This window comes from Seleniivibrio sp., from assembly GCF_021209385.1.
Taxonomy (GTDB): domain Bacteria; phylum Chrysiogenota; class Deferribacteres; order Deferribacterales; family Geovibrionaceae; genus Seleniivibrio.
In genome coordinates this window covers 18,774-34,365 of sequence record NZ_JAJOIL010000019.1, presented here as the reverse complement: position 1 = coordinate 34,365, position 15,592 = coordinate 18,774, and the positions used below count along the sequence as shown (strand labels likewise).

The following is a 15,592-nucleotide window of genomic DNA, read 5'->3' as shown; positions in this document are numbered from 1 at the left end:
TGCCTGCCGCACTGACTTATTCTGTCCATTTGCAGTTTATGCGTTAGAAGGGACAGCCTCCCTTGCACCGAGGTTTCTCAGTGTAAGCAGACTTAATATCAGAGTGACAATGAGCGCAGTTCCGAAGATGAGAAACAGATGTTTCAGATCGGATGCGGTCACTATCCTGCCGCCCAGCGCAGTTCCGATGGCTCCGCCGCCCATAAAGCTGAACGCGAGCAGACCCATAGCCGTTCCGCGTGATGTGTGCGCCATACCTGTTATCTGGGTCATAAGGGTCGAGTGGGTGAGGATAAACCCAAGCCCCAGCAGAGAGACCGCTATGACAACCATATAGATGTTGGTTCCGAGATAATACAGCAGAAGGTTAGCTGTGGCGGCTGAAAGAAGTCCGAAAGCCACCATGTTTTTCGCTCCTGTTGTTTTGACAGCTTTGCTTCCCGCTCTTCCTCCCGCCAGAGTCATCACGCCGAAACCTGTCATGATAAGCCCGATTTTAAGATAATTGAAATTGAAAACCTCAGAGATGAACGCTCCGACATATGAAAAACTGCCGATTATAAACATACCCTCAAGAAAAACTATGCCCAGCAGTGAAACGTATTCGTATTTTGATATCATTCTCAGATAGGGTCTGAACATTTCGCTTTTTGGGTTCTTTTCGGAAGGTATGGTTTTGTACAGTTTTATGAACAGAAGCGTCGGTATCAGCGAAAAAACGGCATATACAGCAAATACGCCCCGCCAGCTGAAAAGATACGCTATCGAACCGCCTATTATCATGCTCAGACCCTGTCCGAGATATGCTATGCCCATAAAGGTGCTTATCGCCTTCTGTCTCTCGTGCATGGGGAACATATCGCCTATCAGCGCTATGGATATAGGCATGAGGGATGACGCGAAAACGCCTGTAAGCGCCCGTATGAAAGCCAGATTTGTCAGATTTGTGCCAAGTGCGCAAAGTCCGGTTGCAATAGTGAAGGTTATTATTGAAAGGGTAAGCACCTGTTTTTTCCCATATCTGTCGGACAAAGGTCCCATGATTATCTGGAAAACACCGAACGGAAGCATATATGCGGAGACCAGCAGACCGGAACTTCCTACGTCTATACCGAAACTTTGTGATATTGCCGGAAGTATCGGCGCCACAACCCAGTTATCGGCGGTCACCACAAAACCTGCCAGCCCAAGCAAAAGGACTATCAAATTCTTATTCAGTTTTTCATCCATAAACATATCTCCTTGTTGTTATTCGGAACAAATCATACTTATCGGTATGATTTGTAAGCTAGGCATCTGTGGTCAGGTTGTCAATAGATAAATCATACTCTCGGTATGATTATTTTGCATGCGTATTGTGTCAGCATTTCTTTTGAAACTTGATTTTTTCGGTAAAAAACATAATATTCAGTTGCGTAAAAAATTATTATCAGGAGGTTTTCAGATGTCACAGGAGAGAATGGAGTTCAAAACCGAGGTGAACAAACTTCTTGAGCTGATGATTCATTCGCTTTATTCGCATAAGGAGATATTTTTAAGAGAGCTTATCTCCAATGCATCCGATGCCATCGACAAGCTGCGCTTTCATGCGCTGACCAACGATGAGCTTCTTGAGGGGAGTGCGGATTATAAGATCAAGCTTATCCCCGATAAAGAGAAGAACACTCTTACCGTTGTTGACAACGGAATCGGCATGACAAAGGATGAAGCAGTTAAGGCACTCGGCACAATTGCCCATTCCGGCACTAAAGAGTTCATGCAGATGCTCGAAAACAAAGAGAAAAGTCCAGAGTTGATAGGTCAGTTCGGCGTAGGTTTCTATTCTTCGTTCATGGTTGCCGACCGTGTTACCGTCTATTCAAGAAAAGCCGGTGAGGACGCCAGCGTCGGTATTAAATGGGAATCTACCGCTGACGGTTCTTTCACCATCGAACCCTATGAAATGAACGAGCGCGGAACACGCATTGTTCTTCATCTTAAAGAAGAGGGCAATGAATACACCGATCAGTGGGAAATTAAGGATATCGTAAAGAAATATTCCGATTACATAAGCTATCCGGTTGTTATGGATACAACAAAGAAAGAGGAAGACAAGGATATCGTTGAAGAAGAGACGCTGAACTCCATGAAAGCTATATGGCTGAAAGACAGGAGTGAGGTTCAGCCGGACGAGTATAACCAGTTCTATCGTCACATCTCCCACGACTTCAAAGACGCCGCTTCAACTATCCATTTCAAGGCTGAGGGAACTTCCGAGTTCGCGGCTCTGTTGTTCATCCCTTCAAAGGCTCCGATGAATATCCTCTATGCCGATTTCAAATCCGGTCCCGCGCTCTATGTGCGCCGCGTACAGATCATGGAACACTGCGGCGAACTGATACCCAGCTGGCTGCGCTTCCTTGTCGGTGTTGTGGATTCGTCCGATCTGCCGCTGAACGTTTCACGGGAGATACTGCAAAACAACAGACAGGTTGAAACCATCAAAAATAATATCACAAAGAAGGTGCTGGAAACTTTAGTAAAAATGAAGACTTCAGAACCGGAAAAGTATCTTGAGTTTTTCAACGAATTCGGCAGAGTGCTGAAAGAAGGCATACATTTTGACTTCAAACGCAAAGAGGAGATCGCTTCTCTTATGGTGATGCAGTCAACTGCAACGGATAACGGCAAAGTAACTTGTCTGGACGATTATCTTGCCCGTATGAAAACGGAGCAGGACGAGATATACTACATCACAGGTAAAAGCCGCGCCGAGCTGGAAAAATCGCCATATCTGGAGGCTCTGAAAGAGAAAGAGCTGGAAGTGCTTTTCATGACCGACGATGTTGACGACATAATCGTCTCAGGTCTTATGGAATATAAGGGCAAGAAATTCAAATCCATCCTTAAAGGCGATATCAGCCTTGGAAAAGAGGATGAGAAGAAAGAGGCGAAAGAGCATTTTGCTAAACTGACAGAGAAAGTGAAAGCGGTTCTCGGCGACAGCGTAAGCGAGGTAAGACTCTCTTCAAGACTTAAAAACTCGCCCTGTGTTCTTGTGTCAGGCGATTCGGATATGGATCCCAATCTTGAGGCGATGCTTAAGCAGATGGGACAGGAAGTTCCGAAAAGAAGCAAGATACTTGAGCTTAACCCCGGTCACGCTCTGATTGAAAAGTTAAACGCCGAGTTTGAAAATAATCCCGATGGCGAAAAGGTTGCGGATATAAGCGAACTGCTTTATGATCAGGCACTTATTCTGGAAGGAAATATGCCTTCGGACACGGCAAAATTCGCTTCACTTTTAACAAAGATAATGACTGAAACTGTTTAATGCATAACCGGAAAGTGGGGCATCTGCCCCACTTTTTTTAGGTATGGATTAAAACAAATATTTAGGTATAATATGAGAAATAGTGCGTTGTTCGTTGGGATGCTGACAATGTCAAATGTCTTTATGACATTCGCATGGTATGGGCATCTGAAACATCAGGCGGACAGAAGCTGGCTTTGGGCTGTTTTTATAAGCTGGGGAATAGCATTTTTTGAATATCTCATTCAGGTTCCTGCAAACCGGTTTGGATATCAGACGCTTTCTCTCGGTCAGCTTAAAATAACTCAGGAGGTTATAACCCTTCTGGTATTCATTCCGTTCTCGGTTGTTTTCATGAAAGAGCCGCTGAAACTGAACTATCTTTGGGCGGCACTCTGCATGACGGGAGCAGTGTATTTCATTTTTAAGGGGTGAAACATGACAGAGTTGGATTCAGCAGTTGAGATAATCAAATCAATTGCCGACAGAAACAGGCTACGTATGGTGCTGATGCTGAACAAACGCCCTATGTGCGTTTGTGAACTGGACACAGTTTTAGGCATAGCACTTTCCACAATTTCCGCACACCTGAAACAGATGCGTTCCGCAGGGGTTATAACCTCTGAAAAGGATGGACGCTGGGTAATCTATCGCGTTTCAGATGATTCATCAATCCGTATGATAGTTAATGCGTTGGCATTGCAACTTGCTGACGATAAACAGATTATGCAGGATTATGAAGCGATAGCGGATATCACTCGCGAGGTATGTTCTAAAAAATAGTAAATTTGTCTGAATTTCCGCTTGAAATTAAGATTAAACTGGTATACTTTAACGTTGAGTATTTGATCATTCAGGCGGTGTTATATGAATAATAAAATAGCAGAGCAATATCTCGACACAATGGAAACTTTTTCAAAGCTCGTTCAGACGGCGGAGACAGTATCGTCCTGCGCTTATGCGCACCTTAAGGATTTCGGTCTTACAGTGAGCCAGTTCGGCGTTCTGGAAGCTCTTTACACAAAAGGAGCTATGTGCCAGAAAGATATTGCGGAGATAATCCGCAAGACAACAGGAAACATGACCACTGTTATAGACAACCTTGAAAAGAGCGGACTTGCTGAGAGACGCAAAGACCGGAACGACAGACGCTTTTTTACAGTGTCCATCACTGAGAAGGGTATGGATCTGATTAACATGGTTTATGACCGTTACAAAAGCAACGTTGAACGTATGATGGGCAGACTTTCGGCGGAAGACAGACAGATGCTTGAAACTATTCTCCGCAAATTAAGCTGTTAAATTTTTTTACCCGTAAAGGGAAAAGATTTATCTGAAGCTAATATATGTCTTGAAACGCAGATATTTGTAGTCTATCCTTGTTCTATCATATGATACAGGGAGACTGTCATGCATGAAAAGAGTATAGAGCTTCTGAACAAAGCTATTGCGGATGAGGTGGCAACGCTCCACCAGTACATGTATTTCCATTTCCACTGCGACGATCAGGGGTATGACCTGCTTGCCGCACTGTTTAAGAGAACTGCCATTGAAGAGATGATCCACGTTGAGCGTCTTTCTGACAGGATTCTGTTCCTTGACGGGGAGATAGAGCTTAAGGCAGGTTGGGATGTCGTTAAACAGCGAGACGTCTCTAAAATGCTTGATATGGCACGGAAAATGGAAGAAAAGAGTGCGATGGATTATAACAGATGGGCAAATGAGTGTTCTGCTAACGCGGATTCTGTTTCCAAGAAGCTTTTTGAAGATCTTGTTAACGATGAAGAGCGCCACTATGACCAGTTTGACGATGAAAGGGAGAACATGAACCGTTTCGGAGAAAATTATCTCGCACTTCAGTCTATGGAAAGAAGCAAAACGCGCTCAACTCTGCCTCCTGTTGGCAGCGGCGGCGCGGACGCTTAACCTGATATTGCAAAAAACATAACCCGCATATTCCTAAATATGCGGGTTTTTTCTTGTCTTTTCTGTTTTAAACATGTAGTTTTATGAAGTTTTGTCGACAGGGTAAAAAGTGAAATACAGAAAAGATATCGACGGATTGCGATCCATAGCCATTTTGCCTGTTATTCTATATCATGCGGGTATATCCGTTTTTTCCGGCGGGTTTATCGGTGTCGACGTCTTCTTCGTTATCTCAGGCTACCTGATCACATCAATCATCTATAAAGAACTTGTTTCCGGCACATTTACCATTGCTAATTTTTACGTCAGACGTGTGAAACGCATATTTCCTGCACTTTTCGCCATGATAGCCGTGACGGGTCTGCTTTCATATTTTTTCCTGCTTCCGTCCCATTTTGAAAAATTCGGGAAAAGTGCCGCCGCCGCAGTATTTTTCTGTGCAAATATTGTTTTCTGGGGTGACAGCGGCTATTTTGAGACAGCCGCAGAGAGCAAGCCGCTTCTTCATACATGGTCGCTGGGAGTTGAGGAACAGTTCTACATATTTTTCCCTCTGATGCTTATGTTTCTTGCAAAGCGCGGTTTCAGACACCTTAAAACAATAATCATTTCAATTTTTATAATCTCTTTTCTGCTGAACGTATTATGTATAAAAATGTTTCCGTCGGCAGTGTTTTTTAATCTGCCTTTCCGCGCGTGGGAGATGATGCTCGGCGCTATGCTTGCGTTGGGCTTTTTTCCTTCTGCAGAAGGGCTTAAACGTGAGATTTCCGGTGTGTCCGGATTATTGCTTATAGCCGCAGGCATATTTTTAATAGACGAGAACACCCGTTTTCCGGGATATGCCGCTCTTCTTCCGTGTGTCGGCACAGCCCTGATAATTCATGCCGAGGGTTCAGCCGTTAACAGGGTGCTTTCGCTGAAACCGCTGGTATGGATAGGGCTTTTATCATATTCTCTTTATATATGGCACTGGCCGCTTTTCGCTTTCAGAAACTATATCTCCGCCGTGGAGTTCAGATCATTTTTCCTGACAAACACATTTCTTATTCCCGCTGTTTTCGCTCTGGCGATATTTTCTTATTACGTCATTGAAAAACCTTTGCGCACGATGAGAGTGCGTAATAAAAAACAGCTTTTTGCATATGCAGCCGCCTGTATGGGTATTTTGTGTCTGCCCGCCATATACGTTGAGCATACCAACGGCATGAGTGCAAGATTTCCGAAAAACGTCATTGAAGCCAGTACAGCAAAGATGGGCGGGCTTGACCCGAAAAAGTGTTTCGATATGGAATACGAGGATATCACAAAAGATAAACTCTGCCGTATCGGCGGAAAAAATGAGCCGACCTTTGCATTAATAGGTGATTCTCATGCTCTTGCCATGAGCAGCGGTATGGATGCCCTGCTTAAAAAAACCGATACTACAGGTCTGTTGTTTGCTCGCTCCACATGCGCTCCGACAAACGGCGCTGACGTTCTGAACGGCGCAAGGTATCTCGATTGCAGTAAATACATAGATAAGGCGCTAGAAGTTATTATAAGCGAACCCAGCGTAAAGACAGTATTTCTGACGGCGAGATGGGGCATGTATGCCAACAACAAGCGTTATCTGGGTACTACAAAACTTTATGTAGTGAAAGACGACAAGGACAAAGGCAACCCCTATGCGAGCGACGGATTGCTCTATCAGGGGCTTAAGGGGACAATAGCCAGACTTAACACCGCCGGAATAAATGCGGTTGTGATACTGGATGTGCCTGACATCGGTTTTGACGTGCCTGTTGAGGCGGGCAAATATGCTATGATGAAGCAGATGTTTGGCGAAAGGGTCGGCAAACTGGACTATGATTTCAGCTCGTCCACCCACTATGCATGGGCAAAAGATTTCAACGATATGATTGCTTCTCTTTCAAAAGAGGTGCGTTTTTCCGTCATAGACCCTTCGGAGTTTCTTTGCAGGAACGGAGAATGTGAGCTTTTCGACGGAATGTCTCCGCTTTATTTTGACTCCAACCACTTGTCAACACATGGTTCTTTGTTTGTGGCAAACATGATGGCACCAAAAATACAGTCCGCGATAAAAAATTCAGACAAATTTTGACATCAATCAAGTTATTCCCGTACAATGTGTTTATATTGGCTTTCATAAGATGAAAGACTAAGGAGATTACAATGATAAACGCCAATATAACAGTTTACGAACTTGCAAAACAGCATCCGGTGGCATTCAGCCTTTTTGTAAGCAAAGGTTTCGACACCTTTAAAGACGAAAAAGTGCTTTCAGCTGCCGGAAAATTTCTTAAACTCGAAACTGCTATTAAACAGAAAAATTACGACGTTCAGACCTTTCTGAACAGCCTTGCTGAAATAGAAAAGAACAACGACGCGTCTGTTGACGTTACCCTGAAAGAGCAGAGAAAAGAGGGCGACATAACCCTTAAAGGGCTTCTGCCCTGTCCGGTGCGCCTGCCTCTGCTTGAAAAGATAGACGCTTTTGCAGAGAGTGTTAAAGAGCAGACGGGACTGACCGTGGCATACGACCTCATTGCCGCCGCACAGGGGCAGGGATGGCTTGAGGAGAACGTTGTCGGCATCAAAGCAGAGAACGTTCCCGACCTTTTCGTATCTGCTGGTTTCGACGTTTTCTTTGATGAGCGTTCATTCGGAAAACATGTGAAAAACGGTATGTTTGAGGACATGACTGGCGAATGTCATGATTATCTTGCGCAGATGAAAGACCCAAGAGGCAACTACGGTATGGTTGGGGTTGTCCCCGCCGTGTTCATGGTAAACCTTGACGCACTCGGCTCAAGACCTGTTCCCGGAGGCTGGGCTGATCTGCTTGCACCCGAATTTGAAAAGAGCGTTTCACTTCCCGTTGGCGACTTCGACCTGTTCAACTCGCTTCTGGTGCATATCCATCATATGTTCGGCGACACAGGTGTGGAGAAGCTGGCAAAAAGCATGATACAATCAATGCATCCGGCGCAGATGGTCAAGAACGCAGGCAAAAAGACAGAGGCGAAACCCGCCGTCACCATCATGCCCTACTTCTTCACAAAGATGCTGTTCGGAAGCAAATCCGTTGAAATCGTATGGCCATCGGAGGGCAGTATCATAAGCCCCGTGTTCATGCTCACACGCAAGGATAGAAAAGAGATCATCAAGCCAGCCGCCGACTTCCTTTACGGAAAAGAGACAGGGGAGATAATGGCGCACAAAGGGCTTTTCCCTGTGCTGAACAAAGAAGTGGATAACAGACTGCCGGAAGGCGCTAAGTTCTACTGGGTCGGCTGGGACTATATATACAAAACAGATATGGGCAGTCTGCTTGAAAGACTGAACAGCATGTTCAACGAAAGACTGGAGGCGTAACAATGAGATTCGTAACCGTAAGCGGTCCACCGTCATCAGGTAAGACCGCGGTGATACTTAAAACCGTTGAGAGCCTCCGCCAGAGAGGTCTGAAAGCGGGTGTGGTCAAATTCGACTGCCTCTACACAGACGACGATAAACTGTATGAACAGAAGGGTATTCCCGTTAAGAAAGGGCTTTCAGGCGCACTCTGCCCCGACCACTACTTCGTGAGCAACGTCTCCGAGAGCTTCGAGTGGGGAAAAAAACAGGGCGTAGATATCCTCATCAGCGAGAGCGCGGGACTTTGCAACAGATGCAGCCCGCACATAAAAGAGATACTTGCTGTATGCGTAATAGACAACCTTTCAGGCATCAATACGCCCAAGAAGATAGGTCCCATGCTGAAATCCGCCGACGTGGTCGTTATAACCAAAGGCGACATTGTTTCTCAGGCAGAACGCGAGGTGTTCGCGTCGAGGGTTGCAACGGTAAACCCAACAGCGAGCATCATGCACGTCAACGGTATCACAGGGCAGGGTGCATTTGAGCTTTCAACCCTGTTCGGTGATGAAAAGACCGAAACAGACACACTGGACGGAAAGAGCCTTCGTTTCTCAATGCCCTCGGCACTCTGCTCATATTGCCTCGGCGAAAAAAGGATCGGCTCTAAATATCAGATGGGCAACGTAAGAAAGATGGATGTGGATAATGGATAGACAACTAATTTTACATAAACCTTTTACGGAACTTCTGGCTGAAATGCCTTTTGCCGGAGACTTTTTCGAGTCGCAAGGACTTCAAATACCGACGGTATCGGTGAAAGACTTCATTGACAATCTCACCGACACACAGCTTGAGGACATGGGCATCGAACCTGCGGAGTTTTTGAACAATTTCTTCACGTTCCTTGAGGCTGTGGGTTCAATGACAGAAAGAACGTCAGTGATCAGCAGCCTTACTATCACCGGAGGCATCAACAAGAAGGGCGAGGATGAGGACTTTGAGCTTGAGATTAAAGCCGGCGAGATAATCTGTATCGTAGGTCCCACGGGTTCAGGCAAAAGCCGTCTGCTGGCGGATATCGAGTGGATGGCGATGGGCGACACACCCACAAAGCGCCGCATTAAGATAAACGGTGCTGACCCTGATAAGAGCTGGAGATTTTCTCCGGAACACAAGCCCGTTGCACAGCTTTCTCAGAACATGAACTTCGTAATGGATCTGACAGCCAGAGAGTTCGTTAAGATACACGCGGAGAGCCGTTTTGTGCAGAACCCTGACGAGAAGGTCGAAATCATCATAGAGAAGGCGAACGAGCTTGCAGGAGAAAAATTTGACGGCGACACCCCGGTAACATCACTTTCCGGTGGTCAGTCCAGAGCACTTATGATAGCTGACACAGCTTTTTTGAGCAAATCGCCCATAGTTCTCATCGACGAAATCGAGAATGCAGGTATAGACCGCAAAAAGGCTTTAGACCTTCTTGTCGGTGAAGAGAAGATAGTTCTGATGTCAACCCACGACCCCATTCTGGCGCTGATGGGCGATAAAAGACTTGTCATAAAGAACGGAGGCGTTGCCAAAATAATAGAAACCTCTGCGAAAGAACGTCAAAACCTTGAACAACTTCAGGAACTTGACAAAAAACTTCTTGAACTGCGCAATAGGGTGAGAACAGGCGATATTCTGGAAGAGATATGAAAAAAGAGAAAAGGGTGGTCAGAGATGCAAAGGTTCTGACCGCCTTTATAGGCGTTTACTGCCGTGAAAACCACAAAACTGACGGGCTTTGCGACGACTGCAAAACTGTTCTGGAATATGCTCTGCGGCGCAACGACAAATGCCCTCTTGACCCTAAGCCTAAATGCAAAGACTGTAAAATCCACTGCTATAAACCGGAAATGCGCGCAAAAATACGCAAAATAATGAAATTCAGCGGCATTTATTTTATCAAGCGCGGACGCATCGATTGGCTCTTTCACTATTTTTTCTGATTTCTGCTCCCTCTTTTGACAAAGGAGGGCTGGGGTGGATTTTTATTCAATAATAATGTAAATCCCTCCAAACCTCCCTTTATTAAAGGGAGGCTTAAAACCATTGTAAACCTTTGTTTATGGGCGTATAATCCCGCACTATGTCTGCTAACCAAACCCCGAAATATGACAATGAAACGATGGGCATAATAATGATGCTGGGTGCATCAGTGTGCTTTTCGTCCATGGGATATTTCATAAAAAAACTTACGGCGGATTTCTCCACTATGGAGATAATCTTCATGCGCAATCTGGTAACCATGCTTATCATATGGGTTGCAATGATCATGGTTCGTCCTGTAAGCCGTGGCGGGAAACCGCTGCTTCTCATTATGCGCGGGGTGTACGGTGTTACGGCAATGATAGCTTTTTTCTATGCCATAAGTGTTATGCACCTTGCCACCGCCGCCACGTTCTCAAAAACTTCGCCTCTCTTCACAGCGCTGATAGCAGTTTTTGTTATGAAGGAAAAAGCGGACTGGCGTGTATGGACGGCTATAGGAGTGGGTTTTTTCGGTGTTCTTTTTATCCTTAAGCCGGGAGGTAACGTTCCGCCCATGGGGTATGCGGCGGGTATCCTATGCGGAATTCTCGCGGCGTTCGCGTATACCACGGTGCGTGGTCTTGCCGACTATTACGATGCACGGGTGGTCGTGTTCGTTTTTTCTCTGGTTGGCGTCATCGGCTCGCTGGTATATTTTATAGTACTTTATTTTTCAGGCGAACCCCGCTACGCAAACTGGGATTTTCTGCCCCGCGGTCTGCATCTCTGGTATTTCATAATTTCAGGCGTGCTGGCATCCGCTGCACAGTTTCTCATGTCCAAATCTTATTACTACGGTCGTGCGTCTCTCATGGGAGCGATAAGCTATTCAGAACTTGTTTTCAGTGTGTTTACCGGTTTTCTGGCGGGCGACGGACTGCCGGACATAGTATCTTTTGCAGGTATGTTTCTGGTATTTCTCAGCGGTATTCTCATCGTCCGCGCCAGAAAGAAGTAAACAGGACAAAATTAATATTTTTAACACCGTTCTTTCTTGACATTCAAGCACATAGCGTTAAACTTACAATATAAAATTTTGTGTTTTATTTTATCGGAGTAAGACATATGCACCGAAAAATCAAAAAAGGACTCGATCTGCCGATAAAGGGGCGTCCGTCCGGCGAAATAGCCGATATGACCACCGTAGGCAGAGTTGGTATTCTGGGGGATGATTACCCCGGTCTCAGACCTTCCATAAAGGTTAGGGTCGGAGACAAAGTGAAAAAAGGACAGCTTCTTTTCACCGACCGCAAGAATCCATCGCTTTATTTTACAGCATTTGCGTCAGGAACAGTTGCGGAGATCAACCGCGGGGAGAAGAGAAAATTTCTTTCTCTTGTCATTGAAAAGGACGGAAGCGAACCGGAAAGGTTCGACACCAACGTTTCGGACAGGGCGAAGGTTCTGGAGCTTTTAAAGGTTTCCGGACTGCTCACAAAATTCCGTAAACGCCCGTTTTCAGTGTGCGTACGCGAAGAGGAACAACCGGAGGCGGTGTTTGTGAACTGTATGGACACCAGACCCCTTGCGCCTGATGCTTCGCTGATACTTTCTCATTACAAAGATTATTTCTACGAAGGTCTTAAGGCTGTAGCCAAACTGTCTGGCAAAACCTATGCCTGCTGCGGTAACGGAGTGAGCATAGACGCTGTTGAGGGCGTTGAGGTAGCTGTTTTCGACGGTGTACACCCAGCCGGACTGACAGGTACACACGTTCACTTCCTGCGCCCTGTTGCACAGGGAAAGGTTGTCTGGACAGTTGACATGCAGACGGTCATAGACCTTGGATATCTCATTAAAAATAAAGAACTTAACGAAGAACGCATAATAGCTGTCGGCGGAACGATGGTGGAGAATCCATGCCATATCCGCACGGTACACGGCGCCTGCATCACATGGCTCACCAGAAGCAGGATAAAGAGCGGAGAAGTGCGCATGATAAACGGTTCGGTGCTTTACGGATTTCCCGTTTCACCCGAAACAGCTTATCTGTCCGAAAACTTCGCACAGATTTCAGCCGTTGCGGAGCAGACTGACCGTCCCTTCATGGGCTGGCTGCTTCCCGGATTCAGGATGCATTCAGTGGTCAATATCTTTGCATCCAAAGTGTTCGGAGAGAAGGACATAAAGTTTGACACTTCGCTCAACGGCAGTTTCAGGGCTATGGTTCCCGTCGGTACATACGAAAAGGTTATGCCGCTGGACATTCTGCCCACACACCTTCTGCGTGCCTTACAGATGAAAGACTACGAGGGAGCGGAAAAACTCGGCGCGCTTGAGCTTTCCGAGGAAGACCTCAGCCTCTGCACCTACGTCTGCCCGGGCAAGACAGACTATGCGCCTCTGCTGCGCGATGCCCTCACAACCATTGAGAAGGAGGGCTGACAATGAGAAAATTCTTTGAAAAATATAAGCATCTTTTCGAGAAGGGCGGAAAATATGAACGGTGGTACCCCGTTTTTGAAATGGCGGATACATTTTTATATAACCCGCTCCACAGAACCAAAGGGACAACCCACCTGCGCGACGGTATCGACCTCAAGAGGATAATGATAACTGTCGTTGTTGCGCTGATCCCCTGCACTCTGATGGCTTTTTACAACACAGGCTTGCAGGCGAATCTGGCTATCGCAGGAACGGGTGCGGAAAACCTTGAGGGCTGGCGGCATGCTTTGATACGCGCGCTTGGTGTCGGGTACGACCCGAACAGCATCGGCGCTAATTTTTTCCACGGCGCTCTGTACTTTTTGCCGCTGTATATCGCGACGCTTGCTGTGGGCGGTTTCTGGGAGCTTCTGTTCTCCGTTATCCGCAAACATGAGATAGGCGAAGCGTTCCTTGTTACAAGCCTTCTCTATCCGCTGATACTGCCCCCCACAGTTCCGATATGGGAGGCGATGGTTGCTCTTTCGGTGGGGCTTGTGCTTGGCAAGGAAGTTTTCGGAGGAACGGGACGCAACTTTGTAAATCCCGCTCTGTTCGCACGGGCGATCCTCTTTTTCTCATATCCTGCCGGTATTACGGGTGACACCGCATGGGTTGCCGTTGACGGGTACAGCTATGCGACACCGCTGGCAACGCAGTCATTTGCCGGACACATAAACGTTACATGGATGGACGCTTTTCTCGGGTTTATCCCCGGTTCAATGGGCGAAACTTCCGCTCTGGCGTGTCTGTTCGGTGCGGCTGTGCTTATCTACACAGGGATAGGCTCATGGCGTATCATGGTCTCCTCCGTTGCCGGACTGGTTATTATCACAGGACTTTTCAACGTGATGGGTTCCGATACTAATTATATGTTTTCGCTTACCCCCGACTGGCACCTTGTCATAGGCGGGTTTGCATTCGCAACGGTGTTCATGGCAACCGACCCTGTTTCGGCGGCGTACACCGACAAAGGAAAGTATTATTACGGATTTCTGATAGGCGCTATGACCGCTCTGGTGCGGGTTGTCAACCCTGCATATCCTGAGGGTGCGATGCTTGCGGTACTCTTTGCAAACATCTTCGCCCCGCTTATGGATTATCTGGTCATGAGAGCGAATATAGCAAGGAGGGCTAAGAGATATGCGGCGTGAAAGCGATCTTAGAACGTTTATGATAGCCCTCACACTGGCTGTCATCTGTTCATTCTTCGTTGCGGGAGCAAACGTGCTTCTGAAACCCAGACAGGACATGAACAAGGAACTGGAAAGGAAAAAGAACATCCTGCTTGCGGCGGGGGTTCTGAAATCCGACACGGATATAAACAAGGAGTTCGGCTCTGTTGAGACCTACCTTGTTGACATGAAGACGGGCGAAGCCGAAAAGGGCGATGCGGGCAAATATTTTGAAAGCATCAGAAAGCTTGCCGCAGCGAAAGACGCTGTGCATCTGTCAAAACAGCAGGATATTACCGTTATCAAGAGCATCCCTGCGAAGATTCCCGTTTTCATTCTGCGCGACGGGGATGGAAAGATAGCGAAGGTGGTAATGCCCATCTACGGTTCGGGGCTTTGGAGTACGATGTACGGTTTCATGGCGCTGAACAGCGATCTTAACTCCGTAAGCGGGATCACATTCTATGAGCATGGAGAAACCCCCGGACTTGGCGGCGAGATAGACAACCCGCTGTGGAAAGCCCAGTGGGTTGATAAAAAGATATACGGAAACGACGGTTCGGTTGCGCTTTCTGTTGTTAAAGGCGGAGCGCACGGCGAAAGTCAGGTGGATTCGCTGAGCGGTGCGACAATGACAAGCCGCGGTGTGGAGAACACTGTGCGTTTCTGGATGGGTCAGGACGGGTTCGGAAAATATCTGAACTCGCTGAAACAGGGGGGTGCTTAATGTCGGCTATGAAGGTCTTTACAGACCCCATAATAAAAAATAACCCCATCGCCGTACAGGTGCTGGGTATCTGTTCCACACTGGCTGTCACAACCAAACTGGAAGTGACCCTCGTTATGGCGATATCCGTTATGACAGTTGTGGCGCTTTCAAACCTGTTCCTCTCCATGATGCGCAACCTCATGCCTTCAAGCATCAGGCTCATCATCGAAATGACGGTGGTTGCCACGCTGGTAATCATCGCGGATCAGATAATCAAAGCCTACATGTTCGACATCAGCAAACAGCTTTCGGTGTTCATGGGGCTTATCATCACCAACTGTATCATCATGGGACGTGCGGAGGCGTACGCTATCAGCAACCCGCCATTCAGAAGCTTTCTGGACGGTCTGGGCAACGGCGCGGGCTACGGTCTGGTTCTTATCATCATCGCCACCATCAGGGAGCTTGTGGGTTCCGGCAAACTGCTGGGATTCACCATACTGCCCTCTGTGAACTCCGGCGGATGGTATCAGCCGAACGGGCTGTTCCTCCTTGCGCCCAGCGCGTTTTTCCTGATAGGCATCCTGATATGGATAGCCAGACTGACAGTTGTAAAGGCGGAGGACTGAT

At 46.9% G+C, this 15,592-nt stretch carries 16 protein-coding genes; 15 read left to right on the top strand and 1 reads right to left on the bottom strand.

All coding sequences use genetic code 11. From position 1 onward, the window contains the following. Positions 1-36: 36 nt before the first annotated feature. Positions 37-1,230 carry an MFS transporter gene (locus LRY47_RS05530; protein WP_295223326.1) on the bottom strand — a complete coding sequence of 398 codons (1,194 nt, stop codon included), beginning with the start codon at positions 1,228-1,230 and terminating at the stop codon, positions 37-39. A 214-nt stretch (positions 1,231-1,444) separates the two neighbouring features. Here LRY47_RS05530 and htpG point away from each other — a divergent pair, with 214 nt between their 5' ends. From htpG to LRY47_RS05455, 15 genes are all read left to right on the top strand, one after another. After that, positions 1,445-3,313: a molecular chaperone HtpG gene (gene htpG / locus LRY47_RS05525; RefSeq protein WP_295223325.1), complete on the top strand. Its 1,869-nt coding sequence runs from the start codon at positions 1,445-1,447 to the stop codon at positions 3,311-3,313. 72 nt (positions 3,314-3,385) lie between these two features. Next, complete coding sequence (locus tag LRY47_RS05520) at positions 3,386-3,727, top strand: DMT family protein (protein WP_295223324.1); 342 nt, start codon at positions 3,386-3,388, stop codon at positions 3,725-3,727. Positions 3,728-3,730: 3 nt separating this feature from the next. After that, on the top strand, positions 3,731-4,075 hold the full coding sequence (locus tag LRY47_RS05515) for a metalloregulator ArsR/SmtB family transcription factor (RefSeq protein WP_295223323.1): 345 nt from the start codon (positions 3,731-3,733) through the stop codon (positions 4,073-4,075). Positions 4,076-4,159: 84 nt separating this feature from the next. Next, on the top strand, positions 4,160-4,594 hold the full coding sequence (locus LRY47_RS05510) for a MarR family transcriptional regulator (protein WP_295223321.1): 435 nt from the start codon (positions 4,160-4,162) through the stop codon (positions 4,592-4,594). A 108-nt stretch (positions 4,595-4,702) separates the two neighbouring features. Beyond that, positions 4,703-5,218, top strand: a complete 516-nt coding sequence (locus tag LRY47_RS05505; RefSeq protein WP_295223320.1) for a ferritin-like domain-containing protein — start codon at positions 4,703-4,705, stop codon at positions 5,216-5,218. 109 nt (positions 5,219-5,327) lie between these two features. After that, the gene (locus LRY47_RS05500) at positions 5,328-7,322 is read left to right on the top strand and encodes an acyltransferase family protein (RefSeq protein WP_295223319.1); all 1,995 of its coding nucleotides are present in this window, start codon (positions 5,328-5,330) and stop codon (positions 7,320-7,322) included. A gap of 71 nt (positions 7,323-7,393) precedes the next feature. Beyond that, positions 7,394-8,596 (top strand): ABC transporter substrate-binding protein, encoded by a 1,203-nt coding sequence (locus LRY47_RS05495; protein ID WP_295223317.1) that lies wholly within the window; start codon positions 7,394-7,396, stop codon positions 8,594-8,596. Positions 8,597-8,598: 2 nt separating this feature from the next. Further along, positions 8,599-9,294, top strand: coding sequence for a GTP-binding protein (locus LRY47_RS05490; protein ID WP_295223315.1), 696 nt, complete (start codon positions 8,599-8,601; stop codon positions 9,292-9,294). Then, positions 9,287-10,279 carry an ATP-binding cassette domain-containing protein gene (locus LRY47_RS05485; RefSeq protein WP_295223312.1) on the top strand — a complete coding sequence of 331 codons (993 nt, stop codon included), beginning with the start codon at positions 9,287-9,289 and terminating at the stop codon, positions 10,277-10,279. The genes LRY47_RS05490 and LRY47_RS05485 overlap by 8 nt, the downstream gene beginning before the upstream one ends. Continuing rightward, positions 10,276-10,572, top strand: coding sequence for a nitrous oxide-stimulated promoter family protein (locus LRY47_RS05480; protein WP_295223310.1), 297 nt, complete (start codon positions 10,276-10,278; stop codon positions 10,570-10,572). The genes LRY47_RS05485 and LRY47_RS05480 overlap by 4 nt, the downstream gene beginning before the upstream one ends. A 140-nt stretch (positions 10,573-10,712) precedes the next feature. Beyond that, entirely contained in the window at positions 10,713-11,612 is a 900-nt protein-coding gene (locus LRY47_RS05475) for a DMT family transporter (RefSeq protein ID WP_295223308.1), read from the top strand. A gap of 107 nt (positions 11,613-11,719) precedes the next feature. Further along, on the top strand, positions 11,720-13,039 hold the full coding sequence (locus tag LRY47_RS05470) for a Na(+)-translocating NADH-quinone reductase subunit A (protein WP_295223307.1): 1,320 nt from the start codon (positions 11,720-11,722) through the stop codon (positions 13,037-13,039). A 2-nt stretch (positions 13,040-13,041) separates the two neighbouring features. Continuing rightward, entirely contained in the window at positions 13,042-14,232 is a 1,191-nt protein-coding gene (locus tag LRY47_RS05465; protein WP_295223306.1) for an NADH:ubiquinone reductase (Na(+)-transporting) subunit B, read from the top strand. Further along, the gene (locus tag LRY47_RS05460) at positions 14,222-14,980 is read left to right on the top strand and encodes a Na(+)-translocating NADH-quinone reductase subunit C (protein WP_295223304.1); all 759 of its coding nucleotides are present in this window, start codon (positions 14,222-14,224) and stop codon (positions 14,978-14,980) included. The genes LRY47_RS05465 and LRY47_RS05460 overlap by 11 nt, the downstream gene beginning before the upstream one ends. Further along, positions 14,980-15,591, top strand: a complete 612-nt coding sequence (locus LRY47_RS05455; RefSeq protein WP_295223302.1) for an NADH:ubiquinone reductase (Na(+)-transporting) subunit D — start codon at positions 14,980-14,982, stop codon at positions 15,589-15,591. The genes LRY47_RS05460 and LRY47_RS05455 overlap by 1 nt, the downstream gene beginning before the upstream one ends. The last annotated feature ends 1 nt before the right edge of the window (position 15,592 follow it).

Coding starts and splice junctions, on each gene's coding strand:
- LRY47_RS05530 (WP_295223326.1), bottom strand. CDS start 1,230: ATGGATGAAAAACTGAATAAGAATTTGATAGTCCTTTTGCTTGGGCTG.
- htpG (WP_295223325.1), top strand. CDS start 1,445: ATGTCACAGGAGAGAATGGAGTTCAAAACCGAGGTGAACAAACTTCTT.
- LRY47_RS05520 (WP_295223324.1), top strand. CDS start 3,386: ATGAGAAATAGTGCGTTGTTCGTTGGGATGCTGACAATGTCAAATGTC.
- LRY47_RS05515 (WP_295223323.1), top strand. CDS start 3,731: ATGACAGAGTTGGATTCAGCAGTTGAGATAATCAAATCAATTGCCGAC.
- LRY47_RS05510 (WP_295223321.1), top strand. CDS start 4,160: ATGAATAATAAAATAGCAGAGCAATATCTCGACACAATGGAAACTTTT.
- LRY47_RS05505 (WP_295223320.1), top strand. CDS start 4,703: ATGCATGAAAAGAGTATAGAGCTTCTGAACAAAGCTATTGCGGATGAG.
- LRY47_RS05495 (WP_295223317.1), top strand. CDS start 7,394: ATGATAAACGCCAATATAACAGTTTACGAACTTGCAAAACAGCATCCG.
- LRY47_RS05490 (WP_295223315.1), top strand. CDS start 8,599: ATGAGATTCGTAACCGTAAGCGGTCCACCGTCATCAGGTAAGACCGCG.
- LRY47_RS05485 (WP_295223312.1), top strand. CDS start 9,287: ATGGATAGACAACTAATTTTACATAAACCTTTTACGGAACTTCTGGCT.
- LRY47_RS05480 (WP_295223310.1), top strand. CDS start 10,276: ATGAAAAAAGAGAAAAGGGTGGTCAGAGATGCAAAGGTTCTGACCGCC.
- LRY47_RS05475 (WP_295223308.1), top strand. CDS start 10,713: ATGTCTGCTAACCAAACCCCGAAATATGACAATGAAACGATGGGCATA.
- LRY47_RS05470 (WP_295223307.1), top strand. CDS start 11,720: ATGCACCGAAAAATCAAAAAAGGACTCGATCTGCCGATAAAGGGGCGT.
- LRY47_RS05465 (WP_295223306.1), top strand. CDS start 13,042: ATGAGAAAATTCTTTGAAAAATATAAGCATCTTTTCGAGAAGGGCGGA.
- LRY47_RS05460 (WP_295223304.1), top strand. CDS start 14,222: ATGCGGCGTGAAAGCGATCTTAGAACGTTTATGATAGCCCTCACACTG.
- LRY47_RS05455 (WP_295223302.1), top strand. CDS start 14,980: ATGTCGGCTATGAAGGTCTTTACAGACCCCATAATAAAAAATAACCCC.